Raw genomic sequence first — 21,648 nt, 5'->3', positions numbered from 1 at the left:
CTGATGAATCCTGGATAGGGAGACCGCGACAGACCGACCAGCGCTTGGCGACTTTCGGTCAAACAGTTGTTTGAAACATACGTTTACGTCGAAAACTTGTCAAGCGTCAACCAGGCAGCGGTTCACGCGTGCAAGACTATCCCGTTCAGCCAGCAAAACGCTTCGCGCACGCGCAGGCAAGCACCTGGCAGCAAGGCCAAGGTGCTGATACTCAAAGATTAGAGGGAAGCGCTCAAAGTGCGCGGCGTGGTGCTCAGGCGTAGGTGTCGATCAGCGTGCCAAGCATTTCGTCGGATGCTTTGGCGACTTTGACCCCGAGCTCAACCTGATGTTTGCCCAAGGCCATTTCCACAGTACTGGTAGCCAGGTCCATCTGTTGGCTGCGATCAACCGCACGCAGGCGCTCGGCCTGATAGTCACTGGATTGGCTGGTGGCGGCACGTTCGACGGTAGTATTGGCGATCTGGCTGGCGGCCTGATCAACGCGGTTCTGTCCGGCCTGGATCGTGCCGAGTCCTGCGTAGAATGCTGAGTTGCCTGAGATTTCCATGTCGAGACTCCATGCCGCAAAAAGGCGAACAGCCACTATTGAAACAAACAATCAGGCAAAAGGCCCGTTGAAATGAATAATGGCATGCTGCCATGTGATAGAGCCTGACTAGTCCAGCAGGTCCAGTTGCAGGTACTCCGCCACCGCCTCGGCGCTTGCCTGCTTGAGTTTAGGCACTCGACCAAGACAGGGCGCAGGCAAACGCTCAGCCAGGCTCGCCAGGTTTTCTTCCAGACGCGAGGTACGCGGGTCAACGATGTTGGCCACCCAGCCAGCCAGTTGCAGGCCGTCGCGAGCGATGGCTTCAGCGCTGAGCAACGCATGGCTGATGCATCCCAGGCGAACACCCACTACCAGTATCACCGGCAGTTGCAAGGCAATGGCGAGATCCGACAGGTTGGCCTGGTCGCAAAGCGGCACGCGCCACCCACCCGCACCTTCGATCAAGGTGAAGTCCGCGCCCTGCTCCAGAATCTGGCGCATGGGCGTCAGAAGCCCTTGCACACTTAACACCACCCCTGCCTCTCGAGCCGCCAAGTGAGGCGCAATGGCAGGTTCGAAAGCAAAGGGATTGACCTGCTCGTAGGGCAACTTGATCGAGCTTTGCGCAATCAGCGCCATGGCATCGTCGTTGCGTAGTCCTTTGGCGGTGGCAATGCACCCCGATGCCACCGGCTTGGCACCGAGGGTAGTCAGGCCTGCCAATTGCGCGGCGTGCAGCAAGCCGGCAGCGACGGTGGTCTTGCCGACATCGGTATCGGTTCCCGCAATGAAGTAGCCCGGGCTCATATCACTTCCCTTCCATCAACGGTTTTTGCAGTATCCCGTAGACCACCTGATAAGTAGCTGGCAACCCTTGGCTTTGACGAAACTGCTCGTAGGCACGTAACAGTCCTTGCATCCGCTCTCGACCGGTCAACCCCGCGGGTCGGCCCGGATTGAGATTATGCGCACCCAGGGCCTTGAGCTCGTGGGTCAGGCTGCGCACATCGCTGTAGTGCAAGACATGCGGCCGAACCTCCAGTGCCTGCACGTGCAGCCCGCTCGCGGCACACAGACGCTGATACTCCTGCATTGGGCGGAAGCGATTGACATGCACCATGCCATCGACTGCCTGCCAGCTTTCGCGCAGCTCATGCAACGTGCCTGCACAAAGGCTGGTAAAGGCCAGCACGCCGCCTGGCTGCAAAACCCGTCTGGCCTCATCGAGCACCGCACCAAAATCGCTGCACCATTGCACTGCCAGGCTGGTAAAGATCAGTTCGACACTTGAGTCCTGAAGTGGCAGGCGTTCGGCATCGCCGACCACATGAGCATGGGCTCCACCCTGCGACCGTGCGTGCTGGAGCATACCCTCGGCGATATCCACGGCTACACCTGCAGCCTGAGGAAAGCGACGGTGCAAGGCGCGACTGAAGTAGCCGGTGCCGCTGCCAAGGTCTAGCCAACGATGAGCTTCAAGGCGCACGGGCAGTTGCTGAAGCAACGCATTGCCCACCGCTCGCTGCAACTCTGCAACGCTGTCGTAACTGGCGGCAGCGCGCGAGAACGAGGCGGCCACCTGACGCTTGTCGGGCAACGCACCGGGCAAGGCCGGCAGGGAAAGATCAGTCATCGCCACTCTCATGTACAAAGGCCTTTATGGCAGCTGCCAACTCATGAGGTGTTTCCATAACAAAACCATGAGCACTGTCTTCAAGCAGCCCGACTTCCACGTCGGGTAATTCCTCGAGCAATACACCGGCAACCTCCGCCGGAACCAGGCCGTCACGGCCTGCAAACAGATGCAACTGCGGGCCCGCGTAGGCTTGCAGGGCAGGTCGGGTATCCAGCCTGCCAAGCACTTCGAGCCCGGCTACCAATTGTTCTGGAGCAGGTTCAGGCATGCTGGCACTGAGCAGGCGGGCCAGGCTGCGGGCATCCTCGGCCCCTTGGCTGCACAGCGAAACAAAGCGCTTGAGCGTCACTTGGGTGTGATAGCGGCAGCCCTCGACGAACGTCTGGAACGTATCCACAGCCATGCCATGCTGCCAATCTGGACGACTGACAAAACTGAGGTTACTGCCCAGGGTGATCAGCCCGCAGCACTCATCCCCCCGCCGCGCAGCCAACTCGGCAGCCAGCATCCCGCCCAACGACCAACCGCCAAGCCAGACATTGCGCGGCAACTGCCGGTCGAGCTTGTCGAGCCAGTCATTGGGGTCGTTGGATACCAGGCTGGGCAAGTCCTGAATTTCAACCTGCAGGCCGGGGTCGATAGCACGCAACGTTGCCACCAACGGCTGTAATGCAGAACGGCCCAGGCCCCAGCCCGGCAGAAGTATCAATCGATTACGCATCAGCGGGCTCCAGCAGCGGATAACAGTCGGCCAATGCATCCAACAATAGCTGCACCTGGGCTTCACTGTGCGCCGCGCTCAAGGTGACTCGCAGACGAGCACTGCCAGCCGGCACTGTCGGTGGGCGAATTGCCGTGACCAGCAGGCCACGCTCTCGCAGCATCTGCGAAAGGCGCAATGCCCGCGCACTGTCACCGATCAGGATCGGCTGAATGGGGGTAAAGCTGTCCATCAACTGCAAACCGATCTGCTCTGCACCGCTGCGAAACTGCTGAATCAGCGCGGCCAGATGCTCGCGGCGCCAGTGCTCGCTGCGCAACAGTTGCAGGCTGCGCAAGGTTGCGCACGCCAATGCCGGGGGCTGGCTGGTGGTATAGATGTAGGGACGCGCGAATTGAATCAGACACTCAATCAATTCCTCGCTACCCGCTACAAAGGCACCGGCCGTGCCACAAGCCTTGCCCAGTGTGCCGATCAATACCGGTACCTGCTCACAGCTCAAGCCGAAATGCTCAACGATTCCGCCGCCGTTACGGCCCAGCGTTCCCAGGCCATGGGCATCATCAACCATCAGCCAGGCATCGCCAGCCTTGGCTGTCGCCGCCAGCGCCGGCAGATCGGCGATGTCGCCATCCATGCTGAAAACGCCATCGGTAACGACCAGGGTATTGCCCACCGCCTTTTCCAGACGACTGGCCAGGCTCTTGGCGTCATTGTGCAGATAACGGTTGAAGCGGGCGCCGCTGAGCAACCCGGCATCGAGCAAAGAGGCGTGATTGAGACGATCCTGCAACACCGTATCACCCTGGCCGACCAATGCCGTGAGCGCGCCGAGGTTGGCCATGTAGCCTGTGGAAAACAGCAGCGCACGCGGACGGCCGGTAAGTTCGGCGAGCGCCTCTTCCACCTCGTGATGGGGAGTGCTGTGGCCGATCACCAGATGCGATGCTCCACCGCCCACGCCCCAGCGCTCGGCCCCGGCACGCCAGGCTGCGATAACCTCGGGATGATTGGCCAAGCCAAGATAATCGTTGCTGCAAAAGGCCAGCAATGGTTGACCATCAACCACTACCTGCGGGCCTTGCGGGCTCTCCAGCAATGGCCGCTGGCGATACAGGTCGGCGGCGCGACGTTGCTCCAGCCGCGCGCGCAGATCAAATGCCATGACCGCCTCAGGCCGAGGCGGCGTTGTAGAACAGCTCGCTGCTCTTGTGCTCGATCAGCGCCTGCTCGATGGCTGCCTGATGAACTTCGTCGGCATGCTCCTCCCGGGCTTCGGGCTGGATTCCCAGACGGGCGAACAGCTGCATATCCTTGTCAGCTTGAGGGTTGGCAGTGGTCAGCAGTTTCTCACCGTAGAAAATCGAGTTGGCACCGGCAAAGAAGGCCAAGGCCTGCATCTGCTCGTTCATCGCCTCGCGCCCCGCCGACAAGCGCACATGCGACTTCGGCATCAGGATCCGCGCGACCGCGAGCATGCGAATAAAGTCGAATGGGTCGACTTCTTCGGCGTTCTCCAGCGGCGTACCGGCAACCTTGACCAGCATGTTGATCGGTACCGATTCAGGGTGCTCCGGCAGGTTAGCCAACTGAATAAGCAAGCCGGCACGGTCATCCAGCGACTCGCCCATACCCAGGATCCCGCCCGAGCAGATCTTCATGCCGGCGTCACGCACGTAGGACAGCGTTTGAAGGCGCTCGCTGTAAGTGCGGGTGGTAATGATGCTGCCGTAGAACTCAGGCGAGGTATCGAGGTTGTGGTTGTAGTAGTCCAGCCCGGCCTGCGCCAACGCCTCGGTCTGTTCCTGGTCGAGCTTGCCCAGGGTCATGCAGGTTTCCAGGCCCATTGCCTTCACCCCTTTGACCATCTGCAGCACATAAGGCATGTCTTTAGCCGACGGGTGTTTCCAGGCGGCGCCCATGCAGAAACGAGTTGAACCAATGGCTTTGGCGCGGGCAGCCTCTTCGAGGACCTTCTGCACTTCCATCAACTTCTGCTTTTCCAGTCCGGTGTTGTAGTGGCCGGACTGTGGACAATATTTGCAATCCTCCGGGCAGGCGCCGGTCTTGATCGACAACAAAGTCGAAACCTGAACACGGTTGGCGTCGAAATGCGCACGGTGCACGGTTTGCGCCTGGAACATCAGGTCATTGAACGGCTGCTGGAACAGCGCCTTGACCTCGGCCAGGGTCCAGTCGTGACGTGTTGTTGCAGTTGTGCTGGCGCTCATCGGCGATTCCTTGTTTAGGCTTATCAAGCGCCGGACAAGGATTGCCCGCCAGCGCATCACGGATAGTTCGCATAGTTAAGGAAGCCAGATGCGCTGTCAACTGCAACTGAAACGCATGGTTTACAAGTGTACAAATATTAATCAGCAGTGTTTGCTCTGCAACGAAACCACCGAGCAGCCTTACCCGCTCTGCGTGGCCTGCGAGATCGAACTGCCCTGGCTGGGCGATGGCTGCCAGGTTTGCGCACTGCCGTTGCCCATGCATGGCTTGACCTGCGCACAGTGCACGCGTCGCGCACCCGCGTTCTACCGGGTTGAAACACCTTGGCATTACGGTTTTCCGCTGGATGCTCTGATCAGTCGGTTCAAGTACAACAGCCAGTGGCCAACAGGACGCCTGCTGGCTCAGTTGCTCGGTCGCTGGTTAACACATCGCTTTGGCGAAGGTCTACCGCGTCCGACGCTGCTTTTGCCTGTTCCCTTGAGCCGTCGCAAGTTGCGTCAGCGTGGCTATAACCAGGCCGCAATGCTGGCTCGCTGGTTGGCCACGCACACTGGAATTCCCTGCACAGAGCTAAGCCTCAAGCGTCTGGTCGATACGCCAGCACAGCAAGGACTGAAGGCCCGCGAGCGTAAGCGCAACCTGCACCAGGCCTTTGCCATTGAGGATACCCAGGCACTCGAAGGTCGACATGTGGCGCTCATAGACGATGTGCTAACTACCGGCGCCACTGCGCAAGCGATCGCCAGTCTGCTGCGCAAGGCTGGAGTCCGCCGGGTCGATGTCTACTGCCTGGCGCGCACCGCCAAGCCTGGCAGTGCTTGACTTGCCGCCAGGGTACGGGCACTTTCATGCCAGATACCATCCTCGATATCCGTCTAGTCCCATGCCCTTGCCTGCCCTGCTCACTCAACACATTGTGCGTCGCCCCCAGCGCATTGCCCTGCTCCAGCACATTGCCGAGCAAGGCTCGATAACCCGTGCGGCAAAGAGTGCCGGCATGAGTTACAAGGCCGCCTGGGACGCCATTGACGAGCTCAACAATCTCGCCGCAAGTCCGTTGGTGGAACGCAGTGTTGGCGGGCGCGGCGGTGGTGGCGCGAAGCTGTCCAAGGAAGGCCTGCGAGTATTGCGCCTCTACCAGCGCCTGCAGGCATTGCAGGCGCAAATTCTAGAAGCGGCCGAAGACGCCAGTGATCTCGACCTGCTGGGCCGCCTGATGCTGCGCACCAGTGCGCGCAACCAGTTGCAGGGTCGTGTTCAAGCCATTCAGGCAGAAGGACAATACGACCGAATCTGCCTGGCCCTGGCCGGCGACCTGAACATTGAAGCGCTGATTACCCGTGACAGCACCCAGCGCCTTGAGCTTGCGCCCGGAGCAACTGTAATTGCCTTGATCAAGGCTGGCTGGTTGACCCTGCTGGCGCCTCAGGAAACCCTAGAAGAGGGTTACAACTGTTTGCAGGCCAGGGTCGAATCCTTGCTTGCAGAAGTTTCGTCGCCCACTGAAGTTCGTCTGGCACTGACCAACGGACAAACGCTGTGTGCCTTCGCCGAACCTGCCTGGCTCGACCGTCATGCCGTGGTTCCCGGGAGCGAGTTACGCGTTCAGTTTCAACCGTCCTACGTACTTATCGGAACGCCTGCATAAAAAGCGACACAAAACCGTCATAAGTGCTGACTAAGGTGACTGCCAAACCCGCAGGAAGCCTGTCATGAACCTATTAGAAGAACACCAACCAACCGATCTTGAACAACTGGCGAGCTTGAGTCGGCGCCGCTTCATCGGCGCCGGTGCCCTGTGCGGCGCCGCCTTGTTCCTGGGCGGCAACCTGCTTAGCCGCAGCGTGATGGCCGCCAGTGTCAGTACGGCCAATAGCAGTCTGCTCGGCTTTGCCAGCATTCCCGCCGCAACCGCCGACAGCATCAGCCTGCCCGCCGGCTACAAGGCCTCAGTGCTGATCAGTTGGGGGCAACCGCTGCACGCCAATGCCCCCGCGTTCGATGTATCCGGACAAGGCACAGCCAAGGCTCAGGAAGTGCAGTTTGGTGACAACAATGACGGTATGAGCCTATTTCCCTTCCCGGGTGATGAAAATCGCGCGTTGATGGCCATCAACAACGAATACACCAACTACCGCTACCTGTACCCACACGGCGGTCAGCCGACTTCGGCTGAAGAGGTGCACAAGGCTCAGGCGGCCGAAGGTGTATCGGTAATCGAAATCCAGCGCAGCAACGGTCAATGGCAGTTTGTCCAGGACTCGCGCTATAACCGGCGCATCCACGGCAACTCACCGATCCGAATCAGCGGCCCTGCCGCTGGCGATGCGTGGCTCAAGACCGCTGCCGACAACAGCGGCCGCAAGGCCCTCGGCACGTTCCAGAATTGCGCCAACGGCAAGACGCCCTGGGGTACCTATCTGACCTGCGAAGAAAACTTCACCGACTGCTTCGGCAGCAGCGATCAGGCACAGCAATTCGATGCCGGGCAAAAGCGCTACGGTGCTTCGGTCAGCGGCAAAGAGATCGGCTGGCATCCCCACGACCCCCGCTTCGATCTGGCGAAGAACCCCAACGAACTAAACCGCCACGGCTGGGTGGTGGAAATCGACCCGTTCGATCCTGATTCAACCCCCATCAAGCGCACGGCGCTGGGTCGCTTCAAACACGAGAATGCGGCGCTGAGTGAAACCCGTGATGGCCGGGCTGTGGTCTACATGGGCGACGATGAGCGCGGCGAGTTCATTTACAAGTTCATCAGCCGCGACCGCATCGACCATAAGACACCCAGCGCCAACCGCAGCCTGCTTGATCACGGCACGCTCTATGTTGCTCGCTTCGACGACGGCGATCAGCACGCCGACCACCCGCGCGGCAAAGGCCAGTGGCTGGAAATGACCCACGGCAAGAATGGCCTGATCGCTGCCAACGGCTTCGCCAGCCAGGCACAGGTGCTGATCCATGCTCGCCTGGCCGCCAGCCAGCTCAAGGCAACGCGCATGGACCGCCCGGAGTGGATCGTTGTCAGCCCCAAGGACGGCCAGGTGTATTGCACCCTGACCAACAACGTCAAACGTGGAGAGGAAGGCCAGCCTGCAGGGGGCCCCAACCCGCGCGAAAAAAACCTCTATGGGCAAATCCTGCGCTGGAAGGAAAGCGCTGACGATCATGGCGCCATGAGTTTCGACTGGGATCTGTTCGTAGTGGCTGGCAACCCGTCGGTACATCCGCACGATGCCAAGGGTGGCTCCAGCAACATCACCCCGCAAAACATGTTCAACAGCCCCGATGGGCTGGGGTTCGATGCCGATGGTCGCTTGTGGATCCTTACCGATGGCGACTACAGCAACAGCGGTGATTTTGCCGGCATGGGCAACAACCAGATGCTGTGCGCCGACCCGGTCAGCGGTGAAATCCGTCGCTTCATGGTTGGCCCGGTGGCGTGTGAGGTAACCGGCATCGCTTTCGCCGCAGACCAGCGCACCCTGTTCGTGGGTATCCAGCATCCAGGTGAAACCGGCGGGTCGACCTTCCCCGAGCACCTGCCCAATGGCAAGCCGCGCTCATCGGTCATGGCTATCCGCCGAGAGGATGGTGGAATCGTCGGGACCTGAGCCGGGCTAAGCGGCGGGGTGAATGTGCGATACCATGCAGGGAACCGCACAGCAGGAACTGACATGTCCCATCCCTTCGAAACGCTCACGCCCGACCTGGTTCTCGACGCCGTAGAGAGCATCGGCTTTCTCAGCGATGCTCGCGTTCTGGCGCTCAACAGCTACGAGAACCGTGTCTATCAAGTGGGTATCGAAGATGCCGAGCCGCTGATCGCCAAGTTCTATCGCCCGGATCGCTGGAGCAACGCTGCAATTCTCGAAGAACACAGCTTCACTGCTGAACTGGCCGATTGTGAAGTACCCGTGGTGGCGCCACTTATCCACAACGGTGAGACCCTGTTCGAACACAGCGGCTTCCGCTTCACCTTGTTTCCTCGCCGCGGTGGCCGCGCGCCGGAGCCTGGCAACCTGGACCAGCTCTATCGCCTCGGCCAATTGCTCGGTCGCTTGCACGCAGTCGGCGCCACTCGACCATTCGAACACCGCGAAGCACTGGCGGTGGATAACTTCGGACACGCCTCACTGGCCACGCTGCTCGAGGGCAACTTTGTACCCAAGAGCCTGCTACCGGCCTTTGAATCAGTAGCCCGGGACTTGCTCAAGCGGGTAGAAAACGTTTACGCCAACACTCCACACAAAACCATTCGCCTGCATGGTGACTGCCACCCCGGCAACATGATGTGCCGCGATGAAGTTTTCCACATCGTCGACCTTGACGATTGCCGCATGGGGCCAGCTGTCCAGGACCTGTGGATGATGCTCGCCGGTGATCGCCACGAGCGCCTCGGGCAACTGGCCGAGTTGATGGATGGCTACAACGAATTCCATGAATTCGACCCACGCGAACTGGCATTGATCGAGCCACTGCGCGCCCTGCGCCTGCTGCATTACAGCGCCTGGCTTGCCCGGCGCTGGGACGACCCGGCGTTTCCGCGCAGTTTCCCCTGGTTTGGACAGGAGCGTTATTGGGGTGATCAGATACTCGCCTTGCGCGAGCAAATGGCCGCTCTTGACGAAGAACCACTGAAATTGTTCTGAAGCGCGCCCGAGTCTGTCTACAATAGCGGTGCTTTTAGTTAGCTGCCTAAGCAAGGAATCTGCATGCACGCTGCCAACCCCCGCCGCGGTTATATCCTGGGCCTGAGTGCCTACATCATTTGGGGTTTGTTTCCCCTATATTTCAAAGCACTACAAAGCGTTCCGGCGGTGGAAATCATTGTCCATCGCGTGCTCTGGTCAGCCCTGTTCGGCTCCCTGCTTCTCTTGGTGTGGAAACACCCGGGCTGGTGGCGCGAATTACGCGAGAACCCCAAGCGCCTGGCAATTCTAGCCCTTAGCGGCTCGTTGATTGCTGGCAACTGGCTGACCTACGTCTGGTCGGTGAACAACGGTCGCATGCTCGAAGCCAGTTTGGGCTACTACATCAACCCACTGATCAACGTGCTTCTGGGCATGCTGCTCTTGGGTGAACGCTTGCGCCGTCTGCAATGGGTTGCCGTCGGCCTGGCAGCACTGGGGGTGGCTCAGCAGGTCTGGCAGGTTGGTAGCCTGCCCTGGGTTTCATTGGTGCTGGCGTTGAGCTTTGGCTTCTATGGACTGATCCGCAAACAAGCGCCGGTTGCAGCCCTGCCCGGACTAGTGGTGGAAACCTGGATGCTGGTACCCCTGGCAGTCGGTTGGCTGCTTCTGAACCCCCTGGCGGCAAGTGCCAATCCAGACTTCTACACCAGCAGCGAAGCGCTCTGGCTGGTTGCCGCAGGCCCTGTCACGCTGATCCCGCTGGTATGTTTCAACGCGGCAGCCCGCCATCTGCCCTATACCACTCTGGGCTTCCTGCAGTACCTGGCGCCTACCCTTGTTTTGCTGCAGGCGGTACTGCTTTTTGGTGAGCATTTGTCGAACAGCACACTGGTTGCCTTCATGTTCATCTGGGCAGGCCTTGCCCTCTACAGCGTCGATGCGTGGTTGAGCCTGCGCCGACGTCGCTGATCAAAAAACGTACAAACCCGTGCAAGCCACGCCCGTCGTGGCCTGCAGCAACCTCTCCCAAGGTTATCCACACCCTCATCCCCGTACTTTGTGCACAAGCTGCTGATTATTGGTGGTTTTTTGCTCAACCTTCGCAAAGCCACGACCCACCTGGGCTAGCGCCAGCTTCCCCCAGCTTATCCACAGGCCGGTCCCCGGCAAATCGGGATAACTATTCTTCCGGGCGCAGCTTGAGTTCAACCATCAGGTCGTCGGCCAGCGCTTCGAGCTTGGTTTGCAACGACTCCAGGGAAAGGGTCAGTGGCATCGCCAACAAAGCGTCGGCGTGAAACAGCGGCTCGCTGCTCATGGGCGCTGGTCGTACATCCGTGGTGAAGCGCTCCAGATTGACCCCCTGCTCGGCAAGCAGACGCGTTATGTCCCTGACAATGCCCGGGCGGTCATTGCCGACCAGTTCCATCGCGATCGGTTTCCAGGTGCATGAGGGTTCAATACCACTCTCGGCAATCAACACGCGAATGTCGTACTTGCTCAATGCCTTCAGAGCGCCGACTAACTCGTCGTAGGATTCAGCCGGCACCGCCACGCGCAGGATGCCGGCGAACTGACCGGCCATGCGCGACATGCGGCTTTCCAGCCAGTTGCCGTTGTGCTCGGCAATGCATTCGGCGATGCGTTCTACCTGGCCTGCCTTGTCTGGGGCGATTACTGTCAAAACGAGATGATCCACGCGCCATTCCTCTGCTGATTGCCTTGAAACGCCCAAAAACTCGGGGCGCGCAGAAAGTATAGGCAAGCCGCGGCAACCTGCCGCAGCAGCTTTTTCAAAGCAATCGTGTACTGTTTCAAGATTTATCTGGAACAATCCGTCACTTTTTTGAGAACATGCTGTCTCCCGGCGTGAATTTCTGCGACTTATTAGTCGCAGAACGACGTATTTAGTCTGATTTTCACAACTGCGGCGCATCATGTAGTATGCCGCTGCGTGGACTACAAAACGTTCAAACCGATGTCTGCCAAGGCGCCTGCGAAAATACGCAACCGCCCGCCAGCCCGTCTGGCAGGCCGCACCCAGCCGCCCAAAGGGCAAGTTCTGGTGCCGTATTTAGAGAAGCGCGAAAGGCTTAAATAGAAGAGCAATAGCTGAGCAGAGAGAGTGAGGCAAGCAATGACTGAACACGTTCAAGTCGGTGGCCTTCAGGTCGCCAAAGTCCTGTTCGACTTCGTGAACAACGAAGCCATTCCTGGAACCGGCGTCAACGCCGAGCAGTTCTGGGTGGGGGCAGAAAAGATCATCAACGACCTCGCTCCAAAGAACAAAGCACTGCTGGCCAAACGTGACGCACTGCAGGCACAGATCGATGCCTGGCACCAGGCGCGTCAAGGCCAGGCTCACGATGCCGTGGCTTACAAAGCCTTCCTCCAGGACATCGGTTACTTGCTGCCAGAAGCAGCAGACTTCCAGGCTTCGACCCAGAACGTCGACGACGAAATTGCCCGCATGGCCGGTCCACAGTTGGTTGTGCCGGTGATGAATGCGCGCTTTGCCCTGAACGCGTCCAACGCCCGCTGGGGCTCGCTGTACGATGCCCTGTACGGCACCGATGCCATCAGCGAAGCTGGCGGTGCGGAAAAAGGCAAAGGCTACAACAAGGTTCGCGGTGACAAGGTTATCGCCTTCGCCCGTGCCTTCCTCGATGAGTCCGCACCACTGGCTGCTGGCTCGCACGTCGATTCCACTGCCTACCGCATCGAAGGCGGCAAACTGGTCGTTGCCCTCAAAGGCGGCAGCAACAGTGGCCTGCGCGATGACGCACAGCTGATCGGTTTCCTCGGCGACGCTTCAGCGCCAACGTCCATTCTGCTCAAGCACAATGGCCTGCACTTCGAAATCCAGTTCGACGCCAGCACTCCGGTCGGCCAGACCGACGCTGCCGGGGTCAAGGACGTGCTGATGGAAGCCGCCCTGACCACCATCATGGACTGCGAAGACTCGGTTGCCGCTGTCGATGCCGACGACAAGGTAGTGATCTACCGCAACTGGCTCGGCCTGATGAAAGGCGACCTGTCGGAAAGCGTCAGCAAAGGCGGTCAGACCTTCACCCGGACCATGAACCCGGACCGCGAATACACCGCACCTAACGGTGGAACAGTGACCCTGCACGGTCGCTCCTTGCTGTTTGTGCGTAACGTCGGCCACTTGATGACCATCGACGCAATCCTCGACAAAGATGGCAATGAAGTGCCAGAGGGTATTCTCGACGGCCTGATCACCAACCTTGCCGCAATTCACAACATCAACGGCAACACCAGCCGTAAGAACAGCCGTACCGGTTCGGTCTACATCGTTAAGCCGAAGATGCACGGTCCGGAAGAAGCAGCGTTCACCAACGAGCTGTTCGGCCGCATCGAAGACGTTCTGGGTATGAAGCGTAATACCCTGAAGGTCGGCATCATGGACGAGGAGCGCCGTACCACGGTCAACCTCAAGGCCTGTATCAAAGCCGCCAGTGAGCGTGTGGTGTTCATCAACACCGGCTTCCTCGACCGCACCGGTGACGAAATCCACACCTCCATGGAAGCAGGCGCTGTCGTGCGCAAGGGCGCCATGAAAACCCAGAAGTGGATTGGCGCCTACGAGAACTCCAACGTCGATATCGGCCTGGCTACCGGTCTGCAAGGCCGCGCCCAGATCGGCAAAGGCATGTGGGCCATGCCTGATCTGATGGCCGACATGCTCGAGCAGAAAATCGCTCACCCGCTGGCAGGCGCCAACACTGCCTGGGTACCGTCGCCGACTGCCGCAGCACTGCATGCATTGCACTACCACAAGGTTGACGTATTCGCTCGCCAGGCCGAACTGGCCAAGCGTGCGCCTGCGTCGGTGGATGACATTCTGACCATTCCGCTGGCAACAGACACCAATTGGTCCGAAGAAGAAATCCGCAACGAGCTGGACAACAACGCCCAGGGCATCCTCGGTTACGTTGTGCGCTGGATCGACCAGGGTGTCGGTTGTTCGAAGGTGCCAGACATCAATGACGTCGGCTTGATGGAAGACCGCGCGACCCTGCGCATTTCCGCCCAGCTTCTGGCCAACTGGCTGCGTCACGGCATTGTCAACGAGGCCCAGGTACTGGAAAGCCTCAAGCGCATGGCTCCGGTAGTCGACAAGCAGAACGCCAACGACCCGCTGTACCGTCCGCTGGCACCAAACTTCGACGACAATATCGCCTTCCAGGCGGCCGTCGAGCTGGTGGTAGAAGGCACCAAGCAGCCGAACGGCTACACCGAGCCGGTCCTGCATCGTCGTCGTCGTGAGTTCAAGGCCAAGAACGGCCTGTAATCGCGTCGCCTTTATCGCGAGACAGGCCCGCTCCCTCAGTGGAGCGGGCTTGCCCCGCGATTTGCTTCAAGTAATCCCCAATTCCTTACGCACCAACTCCATCAATTTGTCCAAATCAATCGGCTTGAGCAGAAAGTCGACAACACTCAAATGCATCGCCGCAATGGCATCAGGAACATCGGCATCACCGGACACGATGATGATCGGCAGGGCTGCCTTTTCCGATTCGCGAATCTGGCGGATCAATTCAAGTCCATCGAAAGGCTGCATGCGCAAATCTGTAATCAACAGACCAATTCCGCGCTCACCCTTTAGATACGCCAGCGCCCGCTGGGCATTTTCCGCCGTCACGCATTTGATACCTTGGGCTTTCAGGTAACTGGCCAGCGCCTCCCGAGCCAGCTCATTGTCATCGACGATCAACACTTTCTGCGCAGCAGCCTTCGGCGCTGTAATCGTTGCCAGCGCTTCGCGCTCGGCATCACTGAGGATGTCGTCTTGGTCGGGCATAGCTCTCTCATCATCGATGACGCGGAAAAATCTCCCTTGAATCAAGTTCAGACCGCTTTTGATCGCCTTGCAACCCGCCTTTCGTCGGCAATTTGACAGCCGGCGTGTTTCTCAACCTGTCCGTCGCATTGTTTAGACTTACGTCCAATGGGCACCGGCGACACTGCAACCGACCATGAAGGTCGAAAACAACAAGGTCGATGTATACAGCTCGACATAAATTTGCGGTAACGCTCATGAGCAAAATGGACGCCTTCACCCAGGCCGGAAAGACTGCAGTCATGCAGAACATCCAGGGGACCCTGCAGTTTCTGCAACGCTTTCCTCCTTTCAACCAGATGGAGAACGCTCACCTGGCGTTTCTCGTCGAACAATGCCAGCTGCGTTTCTATGCAGCCAATGACAGCATCATCAAACCCAATGACGGGCCCGTAGAGCACTTCTACATCGTCAAGCAGGGTCGAGTTGTCGGCGAGCGCCAACATGAAACGCGCCCCGGTACTGAAACCACATTCGAGATCACCACTGGCGAGTGCTTTCCCCTCGCCGCATTGCTTGGCGAACGTGCCACCCGCACAGAACACCTGGCCGGCGAAGACACCTTTTGCCTGCAACTGAACAAAGCGGCATTCATTCGCCTGTTCGCGCTTTCCGAGGTTTTTCGCGACTTCGCCCTGCGGGGCGTCAGCAGCCTGCTCGATCAGGTCAATCAACAGGTCCAGCGCCGTGCCGTGGAAACCCTCGGTACCCAGTACTCACTCAACACCCGCCTCGGTGAGTTGGCCATGCGCCACCCGGTGACCTGTGAATCGAATACACCAGTACGCCAAGCCGTGGCACTGATGCATGAGCAGCAAGTCGGCAGTATTGTGATCGTCGACGGGCAGCGCTTTCCCATCGGTATCTTTACCCTGCGCGACCTGCGCCAGGTAGTCGCCGATGCCAGCGCTGATGTCTCGGGTCCCATTGCCGAGCACATGACCGCCGATCCGTTCTACCTCAGCCCGCAGGCCAGCGCTTTTGACGCCGCCATTGCCATGACCGAACGCCACATTGCGCATGTGTGCCTGGTGGAGGACAGACGCCTTTGCGGCGTGGTGTCGGAGCGCGATCTGTTCTCTCTGCAGCGTGTTGACCTGGTGCACCTGGCCCGCACCATTCGCCACGCCGCGCGGATCGAGAACCTGGTGTCGTTGCGTGGCGAAATTGGGCTACTGGTCGAGCGCATGCTCGCCCACGGCGCCTCCTCGACGCAGATCACGCAGATCATCACACTGCTCAACGACCATACCGTATGCCGGGTGATCGAACTCGCTATCCAGGACAAGGGCGATCCCGGTGTGCCCTTCAGTTGGCTGTGTTTTGGCAGTGAAGGCCGGCGTGAGCAAACCCTGCACACCGACCAGGACAACGGCATTCTTTTTGAAGCCCGCGATGCAGCCCAGGCTGCGGAAATTCGCGGTCGCCTGCTGCCACTGGCCCAGTACATCAATCAGGGCCTGGCTCAATGCGGTTTTACCCTGTGCAAGGGCAACATCATGGCCGGCAATCCCGAGCTCTGCCTGTCGCGCTCGGAATGGGCACGCCGATTTGCCGCGTTCATTCGCGAGGCCACGCCGGAAAATCTCCTGGCCTCCAGCATCTATTTTGACCTGCGAGTGGTCTGGGGCAATGAAAGCGCCTGCGAACAGCTACGCCAGAGCATTCTCGAGCAAGTAGCCGATAACCGTCTGTTTCAACGCATGATGGCTGGCAACGCCTTGCGCCAGCGCCCGCCCGTAGGTCGTTTCCGCGAATTCGTACTGACCCGCCAGGGCAGCGATAAAGCCGCCACGCTCGACCTCAAGGTCCAGGGGCTGACCCCCTTTGTCGACGGCGCCCGTCTTCTGGCATTGGCCAATGGCATCAGCGCCAACAATACCCTGGAACGCCTGCGCGAACTGGTTAGCCGTGAAGTGATCGACCCACTCGACGGTGCCGCGTATGAAGAGGCCTACCACTTCATCCAGCAAACCCGCATGCAGCAGCATCAGTTGCAAAGCCGGCAGAACCTGCCCTACTCCAACCGCGTTGACCCGGACAGCCTCAATCATCTGGACCGGCGTATCCTGCGCGAATCATTGCGCCAGGCGCAGCGACTGCAGAGCAGCCTGGCATTGAGGTATCAGTTGTGAGTCTTTTTGCCTGGCTACGCCCTCGACAAATCGATGAGCAGATCTGCCAGCGCGTCGCCCAGCTGGCACCTGCGGCCGCGCTCGGTGACAACACCTTGCGCTCTCAACGCTGGGTTGTGCTCGACCTGGAAACCAGCGGCCTGAACACCCAACGTGACCAGGTACTTTCGATTGGCGCAGTGGTCATCGAAGATGGCGCGATAGATTTCAGTCAGCAGTTCGAGCGCACGCTCTATCAACGCGACCACAAGCTGACCTCCAGCGTGTTGATCCATGGCCTGGGACCCAGCGCTATTGCAGCAGGTTGCGATCCAGCCGAGGCACTGCTCGACCTGATGGCTTTTATTGGCGACAGCCCCGTATTGGCCTTTCATGCCCCATTCGACCAGCGCATGCTCGCACGCGCCCTGAAAGACAACCTCGGCTATCGCCTGCAGCACCCGTTCATCGACGTCGCTGAACTGGCTCCCCTGCTGAACCCGCAGCTAACCCTGCGCGAAGCCGGGCTGGACGACTGGACAGCCTGTTTCGGCCTCGAAGCGGTAGAACGCCACAACGCCAGTGCCGATGCCATGGTTACTGCCGAACTGGCCCTGATTTTATTCAGCCAGGCGCGGCGCCAGCAGTTGGACAGCCCGGCCCAGCTCGACCAACAGTTGCAACGTTGGCGGCGCCGACGTCAACAAAGTCACGGCTTTTAACATCATCCGATGAGCGTCAATTGCGTTTCACAAGGAGATTCTGTAACAATCGCGAATAATTCTCGTTAGTTAACACATCTTTTTCGGGGAACGCCTTGTCGTCCGCACAAAGCCCACACAGTGAGCTGGTCGGTACGCTCTACCGCGACCATCGCAGTTGGCTACTCGGCTGGCTACGGCGTAATATCGCCTGCGCCGACCGTGCCGAAGACCTCAGCCAGGACACCTTCGTGCGCTTGCTGGGTCGCGATCAATTGTCGGCGCCGCGTGAACCTCGAGCCTTTATCCTGGCGATCGCCAAGGGTCTGTTGTTCGATCATTTTCGCCGTGCGGCACTGGAACAGGCCTATCTGGCCGAGCTGATGCTGATCCCCGAAGCCGAACAACCTTCCCCGGAAGAACAACATCTGATTCTTGAAGACCTCAAAGCCATTGACCGCCTGCTGGGCAAACTGTCGAGCAAAGCGCGAGCGGCTTTCCTCTACAACCGCCTCGACGGCCTGAACCATTCGCAAATTGCCGAACGCCTGGGTGTGTCCGTTTCCCGCGTGCGCCAGTACCTGGCCCAAGGCATGCGTCAGTGCTACATCGCGCTGTACGGCGAGCCGACATGAACAGCAAGCCGGTCAGCGCCACGGTACTGGACGCCGCGATTGCCTGGCAGCTGTGCCTGGATTCAGGCAGTGGCAGTTGCGACGAACGCGCAGAGTTTGCCCTGTGGCTGGCTGCCAGCGAAGAACACCAACGGGCATGGATGCAATTAGGCATGCTTGACCAGCGCTTCAGCGCCGCAGCCGGGCCTGCGCGCCAGGCGTTGCTGCAATCACGCGCCGGGCTGCGCCAGCGCGTGCGCAAATTGGGAGGTGGCCTGGCCAGCCTGGTGGTGGCAGTTGGCTTTTTGGGCTGGGTCAGCAGCTATCAATCGCTGGGCTATTGGCTGGCAGATCAACGTACAGCCACCGGCGAGCAACGCAGCATGCGCCTCACCGACGGCACCTTGATCAGCCTGAATACCCATTCGGCGGTGGATATTCGCTTTGATGAAAAAGAACGCCTGATCGTCCTTCACGAAGGTGAGATCTCCATCGAGACCGGCCACAAGGATGATCGTCCTTTCATCGTCGCCACCGAGGACGGACGCATGCGGGCGCTCGGTACGCGCTTCCTGGTCAAGCTCGAAGACCAGGGGACGCGCTTGAGCGTATTGCAATCGGCCGTGGCCGCCAGGCCACAGGACAGCGGCAACGAGCAAATCCTGCACGAAGGTCAGCAAGTGTTGATGAGCCAAGACCAGCTCAGCCAGATCGATGGGCTGAGTATGGGCGCCGACGCCTGGACACGCGGCATGCTGGTGGTCGACAACGTGCGCCTGGGCGACCTGGTCGAAGAACTTGCCCGATACCGCAGTGGCTACCTGAGCGTGGCACCGGAGGTGGCCGACCTGCGCATCACCGGCAGCTTCCCGCTGAACAACATCGATCTGGCCCTGACGTCGTTGCTGCCGACCCTGCCCGTGCAGATCGAACAGCACACCCCCTGGTGGGTGACGGTGGCAGCGAAGCCCGACACCCCTTAGACAATCCCGTGGGAGCCGGCCTTGCCGGCGTTAAACCACGTCCGCAGCGCTGGTTGAAATATTAATCTAAATTATTTTCACTAAGCCCTATCACTTTTCCAATCTCACTCGGCAAGGAAGCTAGTTAGCACTTATTCGTCGAGGAGTTGCTGCATGTCCCGCGTTTTCGATACCTTCCTGCGCCCTAGCCTGCTGGCGTTGGCCATTGCCCTGTCCGCTCCGGTGGTGAGCACTTCGCTGGTTGCTGCCGAGCAATCCAGCCAGCGCACCTACAACCTGCCAGCAGCGCCGCTGTCGAGCACCCTGAACCAGATCGCAAGCCAGGCCGGCATTGCCCTGTCGATGGACCCGGGACTGACCAACGGACTTACCTCGGCCCCGGTCAACGGTCAATACAACGGCGTCGGCGCATTGCAGGCCGCGCTGCGTGGCACGGGTTTGCAACTGCAGCAAAGCAGTGCGGGCACCTACAGCCTCGTCGCGGCGCCGGAAGGTGTCATGGCCTTGCCGGAGACCAGTATCAATGCCACCGGTGATCTGGAAAGCGCGTGGGGGCCGGTAGAAGGTTACGTAGCAACTCGCACCGCTGCGGGCACCAAGACTGATACAGCACTTGTCGAAGCACCTCGCTCAATCTCTGTCGCCACCCGGGAGCAGATGAGCGACCGCGGCGTGCAAAATCTCGATGACGCCGTTCGCTACATGCCTGGCATCGTTGCCAGCAGTTTCGGTAGCGACACCCGCGCCGATTGGCTGCGTGTACGTGGTTTCGAACCCACCCAGTTTCTTGATGGCCTTCCGTTACCAAAAGGCGTGTATGCCAACCCCAAGCAGGAAACCTGGAATCTCGATCGCCTCGCCCTGCTGCGCGGTCCGGCATCGTCGGTATACGGCCAGACTCCACCGGGTGGCATGCTGGACATGGTCAGCCGCCGCCCCAGCGAAGAGTCGAGCAATGAAATCGAAGTCCAGTACGGCAGCGACAACCATCGTCAAATTAACTTCGCCAGCACCGGGAAGATCGACGACGAAGGGCAATTCCTTTATGGCCTCAGTGGTGTGGTACGCGACAGCGGTACTCAAATCGATCATGTCGATAACAAACGCTACAACATTGCGCCCAGCCTGACCTGGAATATCGATACCGATACCAAACTGACCCTGCTCTCGCAGTTCACTCGTGACGATACTGGTATTACCAGTCAGTTCCATCCACTGCAGGGCACCAAGCTCGACTCACCTTTCGGTGATATATCCCACCACAAGAATCTGGGCGATCCTGATTGGGAATACTACGACCGCACCTACTACGCACTGGGTTATGCCTTTGAACATCGTTTGAATGATGTCTGGCAGTTCCGCCAGAACCTGCGATACACCAAATCGGAATTGTCATTCCAAGCCGTTACTGTCGGCTCCTATCCTTTCAGCCAAGTGGATGATGAGGGCAACATTGCTCGTTCTACCACCAGCACTGACGAAGACATCAGCCAATTTGCAGTAGACAACAACCTGCAGGCTAACTTCGACACCGGTGCTATCAGCCATACCCTGCTGATCGGGCTTGATCACCAACGTTCCGATACCACTTACACATCGATCTTCGGATCGGCCCCGCCAATCAACGTCAACAACCCGATTTATGGCCAGCCAATCGTCCGCCCTCCGCGCTCGGATGCCTTCTACGACTACAACCAAAAGACCGTCCAGACCGGCCTGTATGTACAGGATCAGATGGCCCTCGATCAATGGCGCCTGACTCTGGGTGGACGCGAAGACTGGGTCCACACCGGCACTACTTATTACAGTGACGACGATGCAACCAACACCGACCGCTATAAAAACTTCAGCGGCAATGCGGCAATCAGTTATGTCTTTGACTCAGGCTTCGTGCCCTACCTCTCTTATGCTGAGTCCTTCCAGACTGCGACCAACGCGGGCACATCCCCTGACCAATCTTTCAAACCCACCGAAGGTAAACAATGGGAGCTGGGCATCAAGTACCAACCTCCCGGCTCCAACACGCTGTTGAGCGCTGCCGTTTACGACCTGACACAGAAAAATGTCTCGGTTACCTCGAACGTCGGAAACGTGACCATCACCAGCCAGACCGGCGAAGTGAAGGTGAAGGGTCTCGAACTGGAGGCGGTCTCCGATGTGACCGAAAATCTCAAAATTATCGCTGCTTACACCTTGGCCAAGTCAGAAGTGCAAAAAGGCATTTATAAGGGCAATCGCCTGCAGCTTATGCCTAACCAACAGGCATCCCTGTGGGCAGACTACACCTGGCGCAGCGGAGTATTGGACGGTTTCGGCATCGGCGCAGGTGCGCGCTATACCGGCAATACCTATGGAGACCAAGGCAATACCTGGTTGGGGAAGGCTGATGCGTTCACTGTGTTTGACGCAACTGTTCACTATGACCTGGGCCGCCTGGATAACAGCTTGAAAGGCGCGTCTATCAAATTGAACGCCACTAACCTGTTCGACAAAGATTACATCTCTACCTGTGACGGCTACTACTGCTACTACGGTGATCAACGCAGCGTAGTGGCCAGTGCTACCTATCAGTGGTAACGCGTTTAGTTGGCAGCATCACTAGCCGCCCCACAGG

General features: G+C 59.1%; 19 protein-coding genes. 11 read left to right on the top strand and 8 right to left on the bottom strand.

Annotated features, from left to right (window positions below; genetic code table 11):
* Window positions 1-253 precede the first annotated feature (253 nt).
* From H8F21_RS08060 to bioB, 6 genes are all read right to left on the bottom strand, one after another.
* Window positions 254-550, bottom strand: a complete 297-nt coding sequence (locus H8F21_RS08060) for a pyrroloquinoline quinone biosynthesis protein PqqE (protein WP_203479880.1) — start codon at window positions 548-550, stop codon at window positions 254-256.
* Between the two features lie 108 nt (window positions 551-658).
* The gene (gene bioD, locus H8F21_RS08055; RefSeq protein WP_203479881.1) at window positions 659-1,339 is read right to left on the bottom strand and encodes a dethiobiotin synthase; all 681 of its coding nucleotides are present in this window, start codon (window positions 1,337-1,339) and stop codon (window positions 659-661) included.
* Window position 1,340: 1 nt separating this feature from the next.
* Window positions 1,341-2,165, bottom strand: a complete 825-nt coding sequence (bioC, locus tag H8F21_RS08050; protein ID WP_203479882.1) for a malonyl-ACP O-methyltransferase BioC — start codon at window positions 2,163-2,165, stop codon at window positions 1,341-1,343.
* Complete coding sequence (locus H8F21_RS08045; RefSeq protein WP_203479883.1) at window positions 2,158-2,889, bottom strand: alpha/beta fold hydrolase; 732 nt, start codon at window positions 2,887-2,889, stop codon at window positions 2,158-2,160. The genes bioC and H8F21_RS08045 overlap by 8 nt, the downstream gene beginning before the upstream one ends.
* Window positions 2,882-4,054: an 8-amino-7-oxononanoate synthase gene (gene bioF, locus H8F21_RS08040; RefSeq protein ID WP_203479884.1), complete on the bottom strand. Its 1,173-nt coding sequence runs from the start codon at window positions 4,052-4,054 to the stop codon at window positions 2,882-2,884. The genes H8F21_RS08045 and bioF overlap by 8 nt, the downstream gene beginning before the upstream one ends.
* A gap of 7 nt (window positions 4,055-4,061) precedes the next feature.
* Window positions 4,062-5,120: a biotin synthase BioB gene (gene bioB / locus H8F21_RS08035; RefSeq protein ID WP_203543804.1), complete on the bottom strand. Its 1,059-nt coding sequence runs from the start codon at window positions 5,118-5,120 to the stop codon at window positions 4,062-4,064.
* 88 nt (window positions 5,121-5,208) lie between these two features.
* Between bioB and H8F21_RS08030 the strand changes: the two genes are divergently transcribed.
* The 5 genes from H8F21_RS08030 to rarD all read left to right on the top strand — a co-directional run bounded on the left by H8F21_RS08030 (window position 5,209) and on the right by rarD (window position 10,727).
* Complete coding sequence (locus H8F21_RS08030) at window positions 5,209-5,946, top strand: ComF family protein (RefSeq protein WP_203479886.1); 738 nt, start codon at window positions 5,209-5,211, stop codon at window positions 5,944-5,946.
* Between the two features lie 61 nt (window positions 5,947-6,007).
* Window positions 6,008-6,772 (top strand): TOBE domain-containing protein, encoded by a 765-nt coding sequence (locus H8F21_RS08025; protein WP_203479887.1) that lies wholly within the window; start codon window positions 6,008-6,010, stop codon window positions 6,770-6,772.
* 64 nt (window positions 6,773-6,836) lie between these two features.
* Window positions 6,837-8,738 carry a PhoX family protein gene (locus tag H8F21_RS08020; RefSeq protein ID WP_203479888.1) on the top strand — a complete coding sequence of 634 codons (1,902 nt, stop codon included), beginning with the start codon at window positions 6,837-6,839 and terminating at the stop codon, window positions 8,736-8,738.
* 63 nt (window positions 8,739-8,801) lie between these two features.
* The gene (locus H8F21_RS08015) at window positions 8,802-9,776 is read left to right on the top strand and encodes a serine/threonine protein kinase (RefSeq protein WP_203584194.1); all 975 of its coding nucleotides are present in this window, start codon (window positions 8,802-8,804) and stop codon (window positions 9,774-9,776) included.
* Window positions 9,777-9,839: 63 nt separating this feature from the next.
* Entirely contained in the window at window positions 9,840-10,727 is an 888-nt protein-coding gene (rarD, locus tag H8F21_RS08010) for an EamA family transporter RarD (RefSeq protein WP_203479890.1), read from the top strand.
* A gap of 211 nt (window positions 10,728-10,938) precedes the next feature.
* Here the strand turns inward: rarD and H8F21_RS08005 are convergent, their stop codons facing one another.
* Complete coding sequence (locus tag H8F21_RS08005; RefSeq protein WP_203479891.1) at window positions 10,939-11,457, bottom strand: glycine cleavage system transcriptional repressor; 519 nt, start codon at window positions 11,455-11,457, stop codon at window positions 10,939-10,941.
* Between the two features lie 438 nt (window positions 11,458-11,895).
* Between H8F21_RS08005 and H8F21_RS08000 the strand changes: the two genes are divergently transcribed.
* On the top strand, window positions 11,896-14,073 hold the full coding sequence (locus H8F21_RS08000; protein WP_203479892.1) for a malate synthase G: 2,178 nt from the start codon (window positions 11,896-11,898) through the stop codon (window positions 14,071-14,073).
* Window positions 14,074-14,139: 66 nt separating this feature from the next.
* On the opposite strand, the gene H8F21_RS07995 is transcribed toward H8F21_RS08000, so the two are convergent.
* A complete protein-coding gene (locus H8F21_RS07995) occupies window positions 14,140-14,583 on the bottom strand; it encodes a response regulator (RefSeq protein WP_203479893.1) in 444 nt (147 codons plus the stop codon).
* 236 nt (window positions 14,584-14,819) lie between these two features.
* On the opposite strand from H8F21_RS07995, the gene H8F21_RS07990 reads away from it, so the two are divergent.
* The 5 genes from H8F21_RS07990 to H8F21_RS07970 all read left to right on the top strand — a co-directional run bounded on the left by H8F21_RS07990 (window position 14,820) and on the right by H8F21_RS07970 (window position 21,611).
* Window positions 14,820-16,757, top strand: coding sequence for a DUF294 nucleotidyltransferase-like domain-containing protein (locus H8F21_RS07990; RefSeq protein WP_203479894.1), 1,938 nt, complete (start codon window positions 14,820-14,822; stop codon window positions 16,755-16,757).
* Complete coding sequence (locus tag H8F21_RS07985; protein WP_203479895.1) at window positions 16,754-17,458, top strand: 3'-5' exonuclease; 705 nt, start codon at window positions 16,754-16,756, stop codon at window positions 17,456-17,458. Before H8F21_RS07990 ends, H8F21_RS07985 begins: the two co-directional genes overlap by 4 nt.
* Before the next feature lie 95 nt (window positions 17,459-17,553).
* Window positions 17,554-18,072, top strand: a complete 519-nt coding sequence (locus H8F21_RS07980; protein WP_203479896.1) for an RNA polymerase sigma factor — start codon at window positions 17,554-17,556, stop codon at window positions 18,070-18,072.
* On the top strand, window positions 18,069-19,034 hold the full coding sequence (locus tag H8F21_RS07975; protein ID WP_203479897.1) for a FecR domain-containing protein: 966 nt from the start codon (window positions 18,069-18,071) through the stop codon (window positions 19,032-19,034). The genes H8F21_RS07980 and H8F21_RS07975 overlap by 4 nt, the downstream gene beginning before the upstream one ends.
* A gap of 153 nt (window positions 19,035-19,187) precedes the next feature.
* Window positions 19,188-21,611, top strand: a complete 2,424-nt coding sequence (locus tag H8F21_RS07970) for a TonB-dependent siderophore receptor (protein WP_203479898.1) — start codon at window positions 19,188-19,190, stop codon at window positions 21,609-21,611.
* Window positions 21,612-21,648 lie beyond the last annotated feature (37 nt).

This window comes from Pseudomonas arcuscaelestis (assembly GCF_016881005.1).
GTDB lineage: Bacteria > Pseudomonadota > Gammaproteobacteria > Pseudomonadales > Pseudomonadaceae > Aquipseudomonas > Aquipseudomonas arcuscaelestis.
This window is presented reverse-complemented; position numbering and strand designations above follow the sequence as displayed.

Coding starts and splice junctions, on each gene's coding strand:
- H8F21_RS08000 (WP_203479892.1), top strand. CDS start 11,896: ATGACTGAACACGTTCAAGTCGGTGGCCTTCAGGTCGCCAAAGTCCTG.
- H8F21_RS08025 (WP_203479887.1), top strand. CDS start 6,008: ATGCCCTTGCCTGCCCTGCTCACTCAACACATTGTGCGTCGCCCCCAG.
- H8F21_RS08030 (WP_203479886.1), top strand. CDS start 5,209: ATGCGCTGTCAACTGCAACTGAAACGCATGGTTTACAAGTGTACAAAT.
- H8F21_RS07990 (WP_203479894.1), top strand. CDS start 14,820: ATGAGCAAAATGGACGCCTTCACCCAGGCCGGAAAGACTGCAGTCATG.
- bioC (WP_203479882.1), bottom strand. CDS start 2,165: ATGACTGATCTTTCCCTGCCGGCCTTGCCCGGTGCGTTGCCCGACAAG.
- H8F21_RS07975 (WP_203479897.1), top strand. CDS start 18,069: ATGAACAGCAAGCCGGTCAGCGCCACGGTACTGGACGCCGCGATTGCC.
- bioF (WP_203479884.1), bottom strand. CDS start 4,054: ATGGCATTTGATCTGCGCGCGCGGCTGGAGCAACGTCGCGCCGCCGAC.
- H8F21_RS08015 (WP_203584194.1), top strand. CDS start 8,802: ATGTCCCATCCCTTCGAAACGCTCACGCCCGACCTGGTTCTCGACGCC.
- bioB (WP_203543804.1), bottom strand. CDS start 5,120: ATGAGCGCCAGCACAACTGCAACAACACGTCACGACTGGACCCTGGCC.
- H8F21_RS08060 (WP_203479880.1), bottom strand. CDS start 550: ATGGAAATCTCAGGCAACTCAGCATTCTACGCAGGACTCGGCACGATC.
- H8F21_RS07970 (WP_203479898.1), top strand. CDS start 19,188: ATGTCCCGCGTTTTCGATACCTTCCTGCGCCCTAGCCTGCTGGCGTTG.
- bioD (WP_203479881.1), bottom strand. CDS start 1,339: ATGAGCCCGGGCTACTTCATTGCGGGAACCGATACCGATGTCGGCAAG.
- H8F21_RS08045 (WP_203479883.1), bottom strand. CDS start 2,889: ATGCGTAATCGATTGATACTTCTGCCGGGCTGGGGCCTGGGCCGTTCT.
- rarD (WP_203479890.1), top strand. CDS start 9,840: ATGCACGCTGCCAACCCCCGCCGCGGTTATATCCTGGGCCTGAGTGCC.
- H8F21_RS08020 (WP_203479888.1), top strand. CDS start 6,837: ATGAACCTATTAGAAGAACACCAACCAACCGATCTTGAACAACTGGCG.
- H8F21_RS07995 (WP_203479893.1), bottom strand. CDS start 14,583: ATGCCCGACCAAGACGACATCCTCAGTGATGCCGAGCGCGAAGCGCTG.